The sequence below is a fragment of the Flavobacterium sp. SOK18b genome, assembly GCF_014156605.1.
In the GTDB taxonomy this organism is placed as follows: domain Bacteria; phylum Bacteroidota; class Bacteroidia; order Flavobacteriales; family Flavobacteriaceae; genus Flavobacterium; species Flavobacterium tiangeerense.
In genome coordinates this window covers 1-15,186 of sequence record NZ_QKNZ01000089.1, presented here as the reverse complement: position 1 = coordinate 15,186, position 15,186 = coordinate 1, and the positions used below count along the sequence as shown (strand labels likewise).

13 protein-coding genes are annotated in these 15,186 nt (G+C 35.0%); 6 read left to right on the top strand and 7 right to left on the bottom strand.

The genetic code is table 11. From position 1 onward, the window contains the following. Window positions 1-85: 85 nt before the first annotated feature. Window positions 86-1,042, top strand: coding sequence for a GSCFA domain-containing protein (locus tag DNC80_RS12720; RefSeq protein WP_182651554.1), 957 nt, complete (start codon window positions 86-88; stop codon window positions 1,040-1,042). Between the two features lie 2 nt (window positions 1,043-1,044). Beyond that, a complete protein-coding gene (locus DNC80_RS12715; RefSeq protein WP_182651553.1) occupies window positions 1,045-1,665 on the top strand; it encodes a DUF4230 domain-containing protein in 621 nt (206 codons plus the stop codon). A gap of 117 nt (window positions 1,666-1,782) precedes the next feature. Here the strand turns inward: DNC80_RS12715 and DNC80_RS12710 are convergent, their stop codons facing one another. The 6 genes from DNC80_RS12710 to DNC80_RS12685 all read right to left on the bottom strand — a co-directional run bounded on the left by DNC80_RS12710 (window position 1,783) and on the right by DNC80_RS12685 (window position 8,402). Then, the gene (locus DNC80_RS12710) at window positions 1,783-3,540 is read right to left on the bottom strand and encodes an aromatic amino acid hydroxylase (RefSeq protein ID WP_182651552.1); all 1,758 of its coding nucleotides are present in this window, start codon (window positions 3,538-3,540) and stop codon (window positions 1,783-1,785) included. Between the two features lie 222 nt (window positions 3,541-3,762). Beyond that, window positions 3,763-4,896: an esterase-like activity of phytase family protein gene (locus DNC80_RS12705; protein WP_182651551.1), complete on the bottom strand. Its 1,134-nt coding sequence runs from the start codon at window positions 4,894-4,896 to the stop codon at window positions 3,763-3,765. Between the two features lie 49 nt (window positions 4,897-4,945). Beyond that, the gene (locus DNC80_RS12700) at window positions 4,946-5,347 is read right to left on the bottom strand and encodes a group III truncated hemoglobin (protein WP_182651550.1); all 402 of its coding nucleotides are present in this window, start codon (window positions 5,345-5,347) and stop codon (window positions 4,946-4,948) included. Window positions 5,348-5,404: 57 nt separating this feature from the next. Continuing rightward, window positions 5,405-5,941: a DUF4136 domain-containing protein gene (locus DNC80_RS12695; RefSeq protein ID WP_182651549.1), complete on the bottom strand. Its 537-nt coding sequence runs from the start codon at window positions 5,939-5,941 to the stop codon at window positions 5,405-5,407. Window positions 5,942-6,007: 66 nt separating this feature from the next. Then, window positions 6,008-8,014 carry a urocanate hydratase gene (locus tag DNC80_RS12690; RefSeq protein WP_182651548.1) on the bottom strand — a complete coding sequence of 669 codons (2,007 nt, stop codon included), beginning with the start codon at window positions 8,012-8,014 and terminating at the stop codon, window positions 6,008-6,010. A 214-nt stretch (window positions 8,015-8,228) separates the two neighbouring features. Next, window positions 8,229-8,402 (bottom strand): DUF5522 domain-containing protein, encoded by a 174-nt coding sequence (locus DNC80_RS12685; protein WP_220485246.1) that lies wholly within the window; start codon window positions 8,400-8,402, stop codon window positions 8,229-8,231. A 744-nt stretch (window positions 8,403-9,146) separates the two neighbouring features. On the opposite strand from DNC80_RS12685, the gene DNC80_RS12680 reads away from it, so the two are divergent. The 4 genes from DNC80_RS12680 to hemL all read left to right on the top strand — a co-directional run bounded on the left by DNC80_RS12680 (window position 9,147) and on the right by hemL (window position 14,209). After that, on the top strand, window positions 9,147-10,982 hold the full coding sequence (locus tag DNC80_RS12680; RefSeq protein WP_182651547.1) for a T9SS type A sorting domain-containing protein: 1,836 nt from the start codon (window positions 9,147-9,149) through the stop codon (window positions 10,980-10,982). 90 nt (window positions 10,983-11,072) lie between these two features. Further along, complete coding sequence (locus DNC80_RS12675) at window positions 11,073-11,969, top strand: 1-aminocyclopropane-1-carboxylate deaminase/D-cysteine desulfhydrase (protein WP_182651546.1); 897 nt, start codon at window positions 11,073-11,075, stop codon at window positions 11,967-11,969. After that, window positions 11,962-12,894 (top strand): glucosaminidase domain-containing protein, encoded by a 933-nt coding sequence (locus DNC80_RS12670; RefSeq protein WP_182651545.1) that lies wholly within the window; start codon window positions 11,962-11,964, stop codon window positions 12,892-12,894. Before DNC80_RS12675 ends, DNC80_RS12670 begins: the two co-directional genes overlap by 8 nt. Window positions 12,895-12,922: 28 nt before the next feature. Beyond that, window positions 12,923-14,209 (top strand): glutamate-1-semialdehyde 2,1-aminomutase, encoded by a 1,287-nt coding sequence (gene hemL, locus DNC80_RS12665; protein WP_182651544.1) that lies wholly within the window; start codon window positions 12,923-12,925, stop codon window positions 14,207-14,209. Window positions 14,210-14,294: 85 nt separating this feature from the next. Here hemL and DNC80_RS12660 read toward each other — a convergent pair whose 3' ends face one another. Beyond that, the gene (locus DNC80_RS12660) at window positions 14,295-14,762 is read right to left on the bottom strand and encodes a hypothetical protein (RefSeq protein ID WP_182651543.1); all 468 of its coding nucleotides are present in this window, start codon (window positions 14,760-14,762) and stop codon (window positions 14,295-14,297) included. Between the last annotated feature and the right edge of the window lie 424 nt (window positions 14,763-15,186).

Genomic DNA, 15,186 nt, shown 5'->3' with positions numbered 1-15,186 from the left:
TTTTTTATTGTCATGAATCAGGAATAAAGAACAAAATCTCATTTAATTCGCTAAAATTGTTGAAATTTGTTCCAAATACAATTCCATGCAATTCAGAACCGAAATTCCCATTCCTAACAATAAATATCCTATTGATTACAATTCTAAAATCATGTCAATGGGTTCTTGTTTTGCAGTAAACATGGCCGAAAAACTTGATCTTTTTAAATTTCAAAACACCTGTAATCCTTTTGGGATATTGTTTCATCCTTTGGCAATTGAAAAACTCATATATTTTGCTGTTTCCGAAAAGAAATTTACAGTAGAAGATGTTTTTTTTCATAACGAACGTTGGCATTGTTTTGATGTACATTCAGATTGGAGTAATGCTGATAAACACGAATTACTGGATAACTTGAATGAGATTGTTACAGCAACAAAGCGACAAATAATCGAATCAACGCATATCATAATCACCTACGGAACCTCATGGGTGTATCGCAATATAGAAAGCCAAGCCATCGTGGCAAATTGTCATAAGGTACCACAAAAACAGTTTCATAAAGAGTTGCTAACTGTTGCAGCAATACAAGAAAGTTTAACAAAAACAGGGGATTTAATTCGTACTCTAAACCTTGATTGCAAGCTTATTTTTACAGTTTCACCAGTAAGACACATCAAAGACGGTTTTGTTGAAAACCAAAGGAGCAAAGCCAATTTAATTTCTGCATTGCACACTGTTTTGCAAGTTCCCCCTTCGGGGGCGGAGGGGGCTTACTTTCCTTCGTATGAGATCATGATGGACGAGCTTCGAGATTATCGGTTTTATGCTGACGATATGTTGCACCCTAATACTCTAGCTGTCGATTATATTTGGCAACGCTTTAAAGAAACTACCATTTCTGAAACGGCTCACACTCTGATTGATGAGGTAGAAGCGATCCAAAAAAGTCTTGCTCACAAGCCATTCAACCCCAAATCTGAAAGTCATATTAAATTTGAGACAAGACTTAAGGAAAAAATAACTATCTTAGAAAATCAATATTCATTCATGAAATTTTAATTATGCTCAAAAGAATACTTATCGGAATCGGAATTATTATTGGTGTCTTTTTATTATTTAAATATTGCGATTTTAAGAAAAATGAGGATCAAGATATTACCTATAATACCAATCTCATTCAGCAGCAAATTCTTAACGTGGGCAAGTTGGTTGTTACTGAAGGGCATTTCTCTGAAGTGATAACATATAAAAACCAACAGAAATATTTAATGGACATGCTTTCTTTTGAGAAAAAAGCCTTAGTTGTTGTTAATGCGGATGTTACTGTGGCCTATGATTTACATCTTATGAAGTACGACATCGACTCTATCAACAAAACAATTACAATTGTGAGTATTCCCAAAGAAGAAATCAAAATCAGTCCGGATATTCAGTTTTATGATGTAGAACAAAGTAAGTTGAATCCGTTTACAGGCGATGATTACAATAAAATAAACAAATCTGTTAAAGCAAATCTGGCTAAGAAAATTGAGAAATCAAGTTTAAAAACAAATGCTCAAAACCGATTGATCAGCGAGTTGTCTAAACTATTAATCACAACAAGTCAATTGGGTTGGACTTTAAAATACGAGGGACAGGTGATCACAACCGAAAAAGAATTTGGACAAAAAATAAAACTATAAAAAAAAACATTCGGGTCTGAAATCTAGTAGAACTTTCTTAAAATAGAATAACCGCAAATTCGCTCAGAAATTTGCGGTTATTTTTTATCGGACTACTAAATAAATATTTTTAGTGTATTATACTTTTTCTTTATCAAAAATCAAGTCCAAACCTCCTGTAACTAAATGAGATACTTCGGGTCTTTTTAGTTTCATTTGATCTAAAAACACCAAAACTTCTTGCAGTAATTGAGGTTCGCTTCTGTCTTTAAGTAGTTCTGTAAGTTCTACCGCAAGCAACCAATCGTTAGGATGATTGCTCTGTATTTTTTCAAAAATGGGTCTCAAAGACGTTTCTTTATCTTTTGTTTCTCTGATATTTCGAACTGTTTGATATAAAATTTCTAAATCATCACGCTCAGCGGTATGTTTTGCTTTTATAGTAGTGCTCGATGGCAAATGCGAAATCAAATCAAAACTATTCACATCAGCAGGACCTGAAAATGCAGAAGTTACTTTCTTCCCCACTGCCATATCATAAACGCCCCATTCTGGCTGGAATAAAACCGTTTCACCATGTGTTACCGTGCAATTTTTAAAACGAATCAAAGTAATTTCACCTTGTAAGTTTCTGGAGCCTGTAATAATTTCACCTTTAACCGTAATACCGCCCTCAAACTCTAATGTCACCGTTTTTGATTCGAGTATGTCATAAGCGTTCAAGTCTTTTGGACTCATATCCTCAATAGCTAGATTGATGCCTTGAAGTTTGCCTATTGGGCTACCAAAACCTTCAGCATGTGTCAATGTTCCATGACCTACTAATTCTTTTTCTCTGTATGCGAGCGCCGTTTTTCCGGTAGTTTGTATGTAAATGGGTTTGCCTTCATGTTCGATAACCGAGCTGAAAACACCTGAAATTTGCAGTCCAGTACTCAATTCGATAGTCCCTAAAGCATTCGAATCAATCAATTTGTTAATACCAGATAATCCACCAGTACGCAACGCCATTTTATTAGCAAACTCTTCTAAAACTAAATTTAAATAGGCAAATGTAGGTGTAACATACAACTGTGGTTGCAGTTTAGTAATGTCAAAACTCTGGTTGGCTGCAGAAATATCATAAGGTATTTTCTTCACTTCCTGAGTCATACAATGCGCACTTTCGCCTATAGAGGACAGCAAACCAGCACCATATATTTTAGGATTTTCAACCGTCCCAATTAATCCGTACTCAACCGTCCACCAGTGTAAGTTGCGTATTTGGGCCATTTCTGAGAGTTCGCCCATGTTGTTTTGCAAATCTTCAACTGCTTTTTCGGCAGCATCAATTGTAGCTTGCGGTGTGCCTTCGGCTTCTTTCACGATTGAAAGCAGTCGGATAGCTTCGTACATTTCGTAATCTTTGTGCGAAGAAATTGCTTTGCAGCCTATTTCTCCAAAACGACGAAGGTATTCCGCATATTCTGGATTAGCAATAATCGGTGCATGACCAGCACCTTCGTGAATAATATCGGGTGCAGGAGTGTATTCAATATGTTCGAGTTGGCGAATATCCGATGCAATTACAAGTACATTATAGGCTTGAAATTCCATGAAAGCATTGGGCGGAATAAAACCATCAACTGCAACTGCAGCCCAGCCTATTTCGGTCAGAATGCGGTTCATGCCATACATACTCGGGATATTGTCTATCTCAATACCTGTTTTTTTCAACCCTTCGAGGTAGGAATTATGTGCCACTTTAGATAAATAATCCACGTTTTTGCGCATCACATAACGCCAAACCGCCTGATTTATAGGTGTATAGTCGCTATAGTCCTGAGGTTTAATAAATTGTTGTAAGTGTTTTGGCAATCGGTCTAATAACGGATTGCTTTCTATAGTTGTGTTCATGTCGAAAACGTTGTAGTTTTTATGCAAAAATACGAAATTCAGGAGCTAATTCCCGCTTTTCATTGCAAGTTTTTGCAAACCCGTTTGTTTTTCTAAAGTTTATAAAAGAGCTTCCTGCGGTCGCTTTTTATAAACAAGAAAAATCAAAACGGCTTTTTCAAAAAGCTTTCCATTGGAATCGGGGCTAGGGGAGTTGCGAATGATAAGATATTTTCGGATTTCCTACTCCATCACCTCAAACAAAAAGAACTGTGTTTTCTGTTTCTCCGCAAAATTATTGTCTGAAACCAAGACTAAAGATCGATTGCCATTAGCCAACTTTGGACCAAACGTAATTCCTTCGATATTATCAATAAAAATCCCTAAATCATCCATGTTTAGAACCAGTTTTTTAGATCCCAATTGTATGTTTTGGTTCAGTAAGGAGGAGTTGTTTTTAACGTTAGTTGCTTTTTTTAGGTCACACAAAAAAACTTTTACTGTGCATTCTTGCGTTCCCGTAGAGTAGGAGCGTTCTACAACAAGTAGTTTATTTTTACTGTAATACTGAATTGCCGAAATTCCATTGACAGCAAAAGCACCACTCGGATTGGGTTCGCGGGCAATAGGGTCTAAAAGATAGCCGTATTGAGCCGTATTTGTACCAGTTTTGGCATTAAACTGGTACAAACGTATAAGACCTCCTTTGCTAGTTGTGGCTTGGTTACCATCCTCAAATAGGGGTTCTTCGATATTGGTGTAAATGTTTTTATAGTTTTTATCAAAAGTAATGCCTTCCAAAGTGCCATTGTTTCTTGGACCTTTTTCTGTTTTTTGCATTTTTAGATTTTCTGGTAGTGTTACATTTCCTAGAAAATCACCTTTTGTAGTCATGAAGTTCAAGGCAGGGTTTTGCAAAATTTCCTTATCTGCGGTCATTACTCGAGCTCCTTCGCTGGTCCATACCAAAGTGTTTGTTTTTGGATTAAATCGGATGTCTTCTGGATCGGTTGAGGTGTTTGGTGTAGTGTTCCAGTTGCCATATAGTTTTCCGGTTTCATTTTTTAAGGTACTCATACTTTGAAATGTAACATTTTTCAGTAGGTCATTTTCCAAAGCTATAGTGGCAGTGTAATAACGAGCCTCATTAAAAATCGATCGATCATCGGAAATGATGTAATACAAGTCTTTTTTTGGATCATAATCAATACCAGATAAGCCACCAATTTTTGTGTTTTGAAATTGAGCATCAAACGGAATTTCAATAGTGTTTAAGAGCTTTAATTTCGGAATGTGACTGTGCTCAGCGCTTTGTTTTACATTGGCACAAGAGAAAAGAAATACAGGAAGAACAATTAAAAAAAGTAATTTGCGCATAGAATTGATAGTGTACTGGATAAAAATAAGGTAGCTGCAGCTGATAGGGTTACGATGGATTAATCTGATTTTTTTCGGCATTACGAAAATAGTCAATCTTGTAATGAAACATATCAGCCATGGCTTTTGCTCTATATTTGGCTTCATCTGCCAGTGGCCCTTGGAATAATTGATCGGTAGTTTGTGTAAATAGTTCCATCCAACGGTTAAAATGATCTTTGCCAATAGGGAGCTGCTTGTGAGGTGGAAAAGGACTTCCAGAATACGAGTGAACTTCTAGCAAAATAGTTTCCCAAAATCCGTACATTTTTTCTAAATGTTCCGGCCAACGGTTGCCTATTTTTTCGTTAAAAATAGGGCCTATTATTTCGTCTTTTTGCACTTGAGCATAAAAGGTATTGACTAAGAGTTTTATATCGTCTAAGGTAGCAATATCGGTTTGTGGTATCATAATTTCTATAAAAAAAGCCTACGCAAAGGTAGGCTATATGTTTGATTGTAGTAATATCTATTTTTCTTTTGGCGGAAATTGTTCTAAAATTTTAGCAACAAATTCGTTGATTCGTTCTTCTTTGTCTCTTCGGTTTTGAGTTAAATTCCCAACACCTTCACCTTGCCAAATGAGTTCTTTCTTTTTAGCATCAATTAAGTCGATAAAAAGTGTCCCCTCAGTTGAAGTACTAGCAATTGTATTTTGTCCTCCCCACATAAAAGGACTCCAACCCCAACCCCAGCCATAACCCCATCCAGAGTTGAATTGGTTGACATCAACTCGTTCTCTTTCTTTGGTAAAAATGTTGACTAATAAATCTGGATCTTCGCTTTTGGTCATGCCTTTTGCACTCAATTCACGATCGATAGCGTTTAGGATTCTTTTCTTGTCTAATTGTGAAATTTCAACTTTGTCGATTCCGTTTTTATGAAACGCATACGTTTTGTATGGAGTGAAATCTACTTTTTTATCAAAATCAGAGTATACTCTAACCGAACTGCATGAGGCAAATACAAAGAGTAATAATACAGGAATAAATTTTATTGTTTTCATAATGTTTTATTTTAGTGTTTCAAGTTTGAGGCTTCAGGTTTGAAAAGTTTGACTTGAAACCTGAAACTATAATAAATCTTCGTCAACTACATTAGGGATGGTAACTCTCAACAAAGGTTGCGTTTCCATGGCTCTTTTTATTGCAAAAATAGCCCCTTCGTTTCTTGCCCAACTTCTTCTTGAAATTCCGTTGTTTACATCCCAGAAAAGCATTGATTCTAAGCGTTTTGATGCTTCTTTTGTACCATCAAGAACCATACCAAAACCACCGTTAATTACCTCGCCCCAACCAACACCGCCACCATTGTGAATGGAAACCCATGTAGCACCGCGAAAGCTATCGCCAATTACGTTTTGGATTGCCATATCAGCAGTGAATCTTGAGCCGTCGTAAATATTGGACGTTTCTCTGTAGGGTGAATCGGTTCCAGAAACATCGTGATGATCGCGTCCTAAAATGATATATCCAATTTCTCCTCGAGCAATAGCTTGATTGAAGGCTTCGGCGATTTTAATTCGACCTTCGGCATCCGCATATAGAATTCTGGCTTGTGAGCCAACAACCAATTGATTTTGTTGCGCGCCTTTAATCCACTGAATATTATCCGCCATTTGTTGCTGGATTTCTTCTGGAGAGTTTGTCATCATTTCTTCCAATACATCGCAAGCAATTTTATCAGTTTTGGCTAAATCTTCAGGATTTCCTGAGGCACAAACCCATCGGAATGGTCCAAACCCGTAGTCGAAACACATTGGTCCCATAATATCTTGAACGTAACTGTTGTATTTAAAATCGATATGATTTTCTGCAAAAACATCGGCTCCAGCACGAGAGGCTTCCAGTAAAAACGCATTTCCATAATCAAAGAAATAGGTGCCTTTTGCTGTATGTTTATTGATTGCATCAGCATGACGACGCAATGTCCTTTGAACTTCTTCTTTAAATTTGTCAGGATGAGTTGCCATTAATTCATTCGACTCTTCAAAAGTATATCCAGTTGGATAATAACCTCCGGCCCAAGGATTGTGTAATGAAGTTTGATCGGAACCGAGATCAATATGCAGATTTTCTTTATCGAAACGTTCCCAAACATCAACCACATTTCCGAGATAAGCAATGGAAACTACTTCTTGTTTTTCTAAAGCTTTTTTAACTCTTGGAACTAATTCTTCGATATTTTCAATCACTTCATTGATCCAACCTTGCGAATGACGAATGTGTGTAATTTTTGGGTTTACTTCGGCACAAACAGTTACGCAACCAGCAATATTTCCTGCTTTTGGTTGTGCACCAGACATTCCGCCAAGCCCAGAAGTAACGAATAATCCGCCTTTTGGCGATTTCTTAATTTTTCTAAAACCATTTAAAACCGTGATTGTAGTTCCGTGTACAATGCCTTGTGGACCAATGTACATGTAGCTTCCAGCAGTCATTTGTCCGTATTGAGAAACGCCCAACGCATTCATTTTTTCCCAATCATCCGGTTTGGAGTAATTTGGAATTACCATTCCGTTAGTAACAACCACTCTTGGCGCTTCTTTGTGCGATGGAAACAATCCCATGGGATGACCAGAATACATGGCTAAAGTTTGCTCTTCGGTCATTTCTGCCAAATATTTCATCGTCAATAAATACTGCGCCCAATTAGAGAAAACTGCTCCATTGCCGCCATATGTTATTAATTCATGTGGATGCTGGGCTACGGCATAGTCCAAATTATTTTGAATCATCAACATAATGGCTTTTGCTTGCTCGCATTTTCCTGGATATTCATGAATTGGTCGCGCATAGATTTTATAATCAGGACGTAGGCGATACATATAAATTCTTCCGAAAGTTTCAAGCTCAGCTTTGAATTCAGGAAGTAATTCCGCATGATGTTTTGGCTCAAAATAGCGCAAAGCGTTTTTTAGTGCTAATTTTTTTTCATCATCCGAAAGGATTTCTTTTCGCTTTGGGGCATGATTAATTTCGGTTTGTGTCGTTAGGTCAGCTAATCGCTTTATATCATAAGGTTTTGGATTTGGTAAAACCGAAGGAATTCCTTGTACTATTTGTTCTTGAAAAGTCATTTTTAATGTTGTTTCGTTTTTTTTATACACTAATTCGTTAAAGAAGCACTTACTTCTTGTGAAAAATGAAACAACTAAGGATAACGAATATCCGACCTATGGTAGGATTTGTGAATTTTGATTCTATATTTCTGTGAACAAATATCCATTTTATGTATGTGTTTTTTTTAACCGGCACTCTAGTTTTGTTTGTTATTTAGATTCTAAAATGCGATTACTTTTTATTGGTTCCTGTTTTTTTATCAAAGCCGTATGGACAATGTCTGCAGTTGTTTTTACAACAATAACCTCTTTTAAGGTGGTGTTTCTCGGTAAAACATTTATATCCTTCTGGTGTGTAATAGAAATCTTCCCCTTCTATCAATTTATTTTCATTACTTTGGCTCATTATTTTTTGATACTACTTTGGAGAATATAATTTTACAATTCCGCAAAATATTGGTTTTTTAAGGTTTTGTATGATTACAAATTTATAAATTTTAGTGCTAATGTTTTTGATTGTGTCCAAATATTTAATTCCAAAAGGATATCGTGGATTAACGATTTTTCCTTTTGTAATAGTAAAATTCAAGAAAGATAAAGAAAATCCAATTTTACTAAATCATGAACGCATACATATCAGGCAGCAAATCGAGTTGCTAATTCTCCCTTTTTTTATTTGGTACCTTTTAGAGTATTGCATTCGATTGTTACATTATAAAAATAGTTATCTCGCTTACAAAAACATTTCCTTTGAGCGGGAGTGTTATACGCATGAACAAGATTTAAACTTCTTAAAAAAACGTACTTTCTTTAATTTTTTAAAATTTATTTTTAAATAGTATACGTTTTTATACCTCCTTCATTTCGTTATTGTTTTAAGATGAGAACTAAAATGGTAGTACTTTTAGTATTTATGTCTATTTATTTTTTGAAAGAAAAAACATATTTTAAAACTAAAAAAGTGTATTTCATCGATTATTTATACTTTTTATCGGCTTTTTTGTCTGTTTGTATTTTATTTTTTTTGTAAATTTAGGTAATGAAAAACAGTTTTATGCTTTTGTTTTTGAATTTTTAGAACCTACATTTTAAAACTATTTAGCAAAGCTGCTTTTATATAAAAAATTAATACTTTCTAATTTAAAAGCTTATGAACACATCAATACTTCAAAAAGGAGCTTTCTTTTTTCTATTCATTTTTTTTCAAAATGAAAGTAAAGCACAAATGTATGTGAGTCCAAATAGTTATGTATTTGCTACAAATGAGTTGGTTTTTATAAAAGAGCAATTAGAACTCAAAGCTGCTACAAGTAATTTTTATTTGAGAGATAGTGCGCAACTTTTACAAGGCACTACAACTAACACAGGCAACAGTGGTTTAGGTAGTTTATCTGTATATCAAGAAGGTTCCACAAATAATTTTCAGTATAATTATTGGTGTTCGCCGGTAGGTGGGGCTGCTGCTACTACAGGAAATTCCCCTTTTGGTATAAGTCAATTGAAGGACGTCACTAGTATTATTGGGTTTAACGAGCCTAATATATTAGCCTCAAATAGCTATAATGGAACTGCAAGTCCGCTTGGAATTGCCCCTTTTTGGATTAATAAATTAATAGGTTCATCTAGTTATGCGAGTTGGTTGGCAGTAGGTTCTGCAGCAACTATAAATGCGGGTGAAGGATTTACAATGAAAGGCACTTCGGGGACAAATGCGATAACTGTAAATGGAGTTCAAAACAACCCTGGAAGTAAGCAACGTTATGATTTTAGAGGAAAACCTAATGATGGTACAATACAAATATCCGTTGGCTTATTGCAGTTCACTCTCACAGGTAATCCATACCCATCTGCGATTGATCTTTCTGCATTCTTGCTTGAACAAACAAATTGTTCAGGTATTGCTTATTTTTGGGAACAAGACAAAACCGTAAATTCCCATTACATTACGGATTATAAGGGAGGTTATGGTACTTTTTCTCCGGGAACATTAGGTAGCAGTGGCGTTTATGTGCCAGCTACTTTTTATTCCTATGATGGATCGGGAAATAGTGGTGGTATAACTGGTTTGGGGACTATTTTTCAAAGACGTTTTTCACCTATTGGACAAGGTTTTATGATTAATGGAAGAGTAAATGGAACTGTAGAAATGAAAAACAGTTATAGAGTTTTTGTAAAAGAAGGGGTAGCAAACAATTCTCAATTTGAAAAAACTTCTGGTAAGAAAAAGACGAATCCAGATTTTGAGTTTTTGTCTAAAATTCAATCTGTTTCTGGATTTGATTATAAAACGGTAAGTACGGAGCTTACACCACAAATAAGATTAAATACCTTAATGAATAACCAAGGGGTTCGACAGTTAGCACTTGCATTTATTCCTCAAGCAACAGATGGAGTAGATCGTGCCATGGATGCAATGTCATCAAGCGATAGTTCTCCTGCCGATGTTTATTTTGTTTTGCAAGATTCTGAATATGTAATTAATGCAGTAAACTTTGATCTAGATAAAAAAATCCCAATTGGATTTAAAAACACTAAACAGGCCAATTTTAAAATAACAGTTTCAGAGATTGTTAATGTTCCTACTGTTAATGCCGTTTATTTGCACGACAAAATCAAAGATACCTATCATGATATCAAAAATAGTTTTCATGAAATGGTGCTGCCGGCTGGTAAAAATAATACACAATTTGAGATTACTTTTAAAGACAACAAAACATTAGGAGTAGATTCTAACGCAAAAGAGGACTTTATGGTCTACCAAAACAATCCTTCTAAGAGCTTAACAATAAGCAATCCAAACTCAATAGAATTAGCATCTTGCGGAATCTATGATGTGGCAGGAAAATTGATTTTTGTCCAAGATGATTTGGGTGATCAAGCAACTTTTACTTTTTCAACAGCCAGTTATGGAGATGGTATTTATATTGTGAAGTTGACTACAAAAGACAATAAAAATTTCGGCAAAAAAATAATTATCAAAAATTAATTTCAATAGCATACAAAATCTAAATGCAATCTGAGAAGGTTGCATTTTTTTATACATTTTAGTTTTACCTTTGTATTAAAATCAAATATTTTGAATCAAAAAGTAGCGAAACTGTTCTCCAACTCCATTGAATTATACATCAAAAGAGAGGATTTGTTACATCCATTTGTTTCAGGAAATAAATTCAGAAAGCTTAAATATAATATTCTTGAAGCTAAGAAATTGCAAGAAAAGCAGTTGCTCACTTTTGGCGGTGCATTTTCAAATCATATTGCCGCAGTAGCTTATGCAGGTTATGAAAATGGTTTTAAAACTATTGGTATTATTCGAGGGGATGAATTAAAGAACCAAACGGTTTTAAATCCCACATTAACGTTTGCTAAGCAATGCGGAATGGAGTTTGAGTTTGTTTCACGATCAGATTATCAGCGTAAGAATGAACCAGAAAATCTAGCGAAATGGACCGAAAAATGGGGTGCTTTTTATTTGATTCCAGAGGGCGGAACAAATTCATTAGCCATACAAGGGTGTGAGGAAATACTAAATGAGGAGGATAGTTATTTTGATTATATCTGTTGCTCCGTTGGAACAGGGGGGACAATTTCAGGTATTATAAACAGTATTTTGCCTCATCAAAAAGTTTTAGGCTTTCCTGCTTTAAAAGGTGATTTTTTGAAAGAGGAAATTCGTAATTTTGTAAATAATAATGCTTGGGAATTAAATACGGAGTATCATTTTGGGGGGTATGGCAAGGTAAATGATACTTTAGTTCAATTTATAAATCAATTTAATGTTGATTTTCAAATCCCACTAGATCCCATTTACACCGGTAAAATGGTTTATGGTGTTCTTGATTTGATGGAGAAAAATTATTTTCCCGAAAATTCGAAAATTTTAATGATCCATACAGGAGGTTTACAAGGTATTCAAGGCATGAATATCAAGTTAAAAAACAAACAATTACCAACTATTGATATACATGTTTAAAAAATATATAGTCTTGCTTGTAGTGCTAGTATTAGCAAGTTGTAATACGACTAAACCCGTTATTGTAACTAAAAAAAACACGCCAAGAGCAAGTGTTCCAACTGTTGTAAAGGGAAAACCCGAAACCTATAAACCAGCTAAAAAGACTGTTGCCAAAGTGCCAACAAAACCAAGCGTTGCGGTATCTCAAAAATCAAAAGCAACAGTACATAATGTACCAAAAGAAGTCATAGTTTCTACCTCTAAAACGGTTGTGACCAGTGATGTCATTGTGTTATACGTTTCAAAATTCAAGGATATTGCTATGGGAAACATGAGAAACTATGGCATTCCGGCGAGTATTATTTTGGCACAAGGAATCCTTGAATCTGGGGCAGGAAACGGTGATTTGGCCTTGAGTGCTAACAATCACTTCGGGATAAAATGCCATGTTGGTTGGACTGGAGAATCAGTCAATCATGATGATGATGCCTCTCAGGAATGTTTTAGAAAATATGAAAATCCATCAGAGTCTTTTAGAGATCATGCGTTGTTTTTAACTAGTAGAAACAGGTATGCTAAATTATTCGAAAATCAAAAAGGCGATTACAAGGCTTGGGCCAAAGGTTTAAGAGCTGCAGGTTACGCCACTGATCCTAAATATCCGGATAAATTAATTTCATATATAGAAAGATATAATTTGCATCAATACGATGATTTGGTTTTAGGGATCAATTCAAATATTAAAATTAAGGAAATCACCGATGAATTAAATATTTCTAATAAAAATTCAGTAGCTTGGAATTCTGATAGTTATGAAGTTCAAAAAGGAGATACTTTATATTCTATTGCAAAGAAATTTGCCTTACAAGTTGAGGATTTAAAACAAAAAAATAACCTCACTGATAATGCACTCGCTATTGGTCAGCGGTTAATTGTAAAATAAGTATAAACACATAATTAGTACTCATTAGATGTTATATAAAAGAAGTAGTCAGCTTTTTGCTGATGCAGAAAAAGTAATTCCTGGAGGTGTCAATTCTCCTGTTCGTGCCTTTAAAGCAGTAGGTGGTACACCTATTTTTGTAAAAAGTGCCAAAGGTGCATACCTGTATGATGAAGATGGAAATAAACTAATAGATTACATCAATTCATGGGGACCAATGGTTTTAGGCCATGCGTATGAGCCTGTCGTTGAAGCTGTAATTGAAAGAGCAAAATTAGGAACCTCTTTTGGGATGCCAACTGAGCTTGAAACCCAAATAGCTGCTTTGGCCATAAAAATGGTACCTAATATTGACAAAATTCGTTTTGTAAATTCAGGAACAGAAGCTTGTATGAGTGCTATCAGACTAGCGCGAGGTTATACTAAAAGAGATAAAATCATCAAATTTGCGGGTTGTTACCACGGACATTCGGATTCTTTTTTGATCCAAGCAGGAAGTGGCGCTATTACATTTGGTTCTCCTAATAGCCCTGGTGTTACTGCTGGAACGGCTAAGGATACCTTGCTTGCGCGATACAATGATTTAGATAATGTTGTGGAATTAATTACAGCAAATCCTAATGAAATTGCAGCCATTATTGTAGAACCTGTGGCGGGTAATATGGGTTGTATTCCACCTAAAGAAGGTTTTTTAGAGGGCTTACGCCAATTGTGTACCGATAACGGAATCCTGCTTATATTTGATGAGGTTATGACCGGTTTTAGGCTTGCTGCAGGCGGAGTTCAAGAGCTTGTTGGAGTTACTTCAGATATTGTTTGTTTTGGAAAAGTTATTGGCGGAGGTTTACCTGTAGGTGCCTTTGCAGCACGTGCAGAAATTATGAATTATCTTGCGCCATTAGGTCCTGTTTACCAAGCCGGAACTTTGTCTGGAAATCCATTGGCTATGGCCGCAGGATTAGCCATGTTACAAGCCTTAGACGCAGATAGAGAAGTGTTTATTCGATTAAAAGAAAAAACAGCTTATCTAGCAGCAGGAATCAACAAAGTGTTAACTAATAATAATGTTTCCTTTACCATCAATACCATTGGATCTATGATATCGGTGCATTTTGATGACAACGCAGTTGTAGATTTTCAAACAGCTGCAAAAGGAGATAATGAAACCTTTAAGAAATTCTTTCATGGCTTACTCCAAGAAGGAATTTACATAGCACCTTCAGCGTATGAGACTTGGTTTATTACTGATGCGCTTACGTATGAAGATCTAGATTTTACCATTCAAGCCATTGATAAAGTGTCTAAAACTTTTTAAAAGAAGGATTGACGTAAAAAATATTTACATAAAAATGCCCCAAAAAAGTTTGTACTATTTGGGGCGTTTTTTATAAAATAAGCATTTATTTTCTGTGAGACTCCATTCTATTTGTTTTTTTACCATGCTGATACGCTAGTCTTTTAGCAGCTCGTTGGTGTCTTTCTGTTCTTGAAGCATCCCATTTTTTAAACTGCTCGTTCGAAAGAATTTTTTTCATTCGTTCTTTCATCACAATTTGATTGTCTAACATTTGGTTTTTAAGCTCAAAACGCTCATTAGATGTCAGTTGTTTTTTTTCTGCTGTTTTGTTTGCTTTTCTATCAGCAAGCATCGCTTCACGTTTAGTGCTCTGTTCTGCAAGAAGTGAAATAATTTCTTTTTGTTGCGATGCATTGAGATCTAGTTCAAGAGTCATTTTCTTGACCTGTAAGGCTCTCTTTTGTTCGGCACTCATGCGTTCCATTTTAGCGCTTTCAGTTTTTGTTTTTCTTTCTTGTGCTTGACTTGTTATTCCAAAAGCCAAAACCAATACAATCAATAATTTTTTCATTTTTTTAGTTTTAAGATGTATTGTTATAAGACAAATGCAAAACAAAAAAGTTTAGTCCTTAACATAAATTTAGCTGTAAATGAATTGATTAAAGGAATTTTTTTCTTTCAATTTTATTTTTTTTATGATTTAACTTGTTGTTTGAAAGTTATTTTTTAGAATAATTACAGAGTCATTCAATTTATTTTGCATAAAATACACAAACAAAAAACGATTCATGTTAATTAAACATTTCTCTATTAATTATAAAGCGTTTCTGCAGGTTTTATTCTACTATAACTCTTAAATATTATTGTAATGATTGTTATGTTTTACTCCAAGCAAAAAATCAAGTTGGTGTTCATTTACAGTAATTTATAATAATTTTTAGATCAAGAAAACCAAATTATACTTCTTGTCGTACATAAAGACATAACTAAATAAC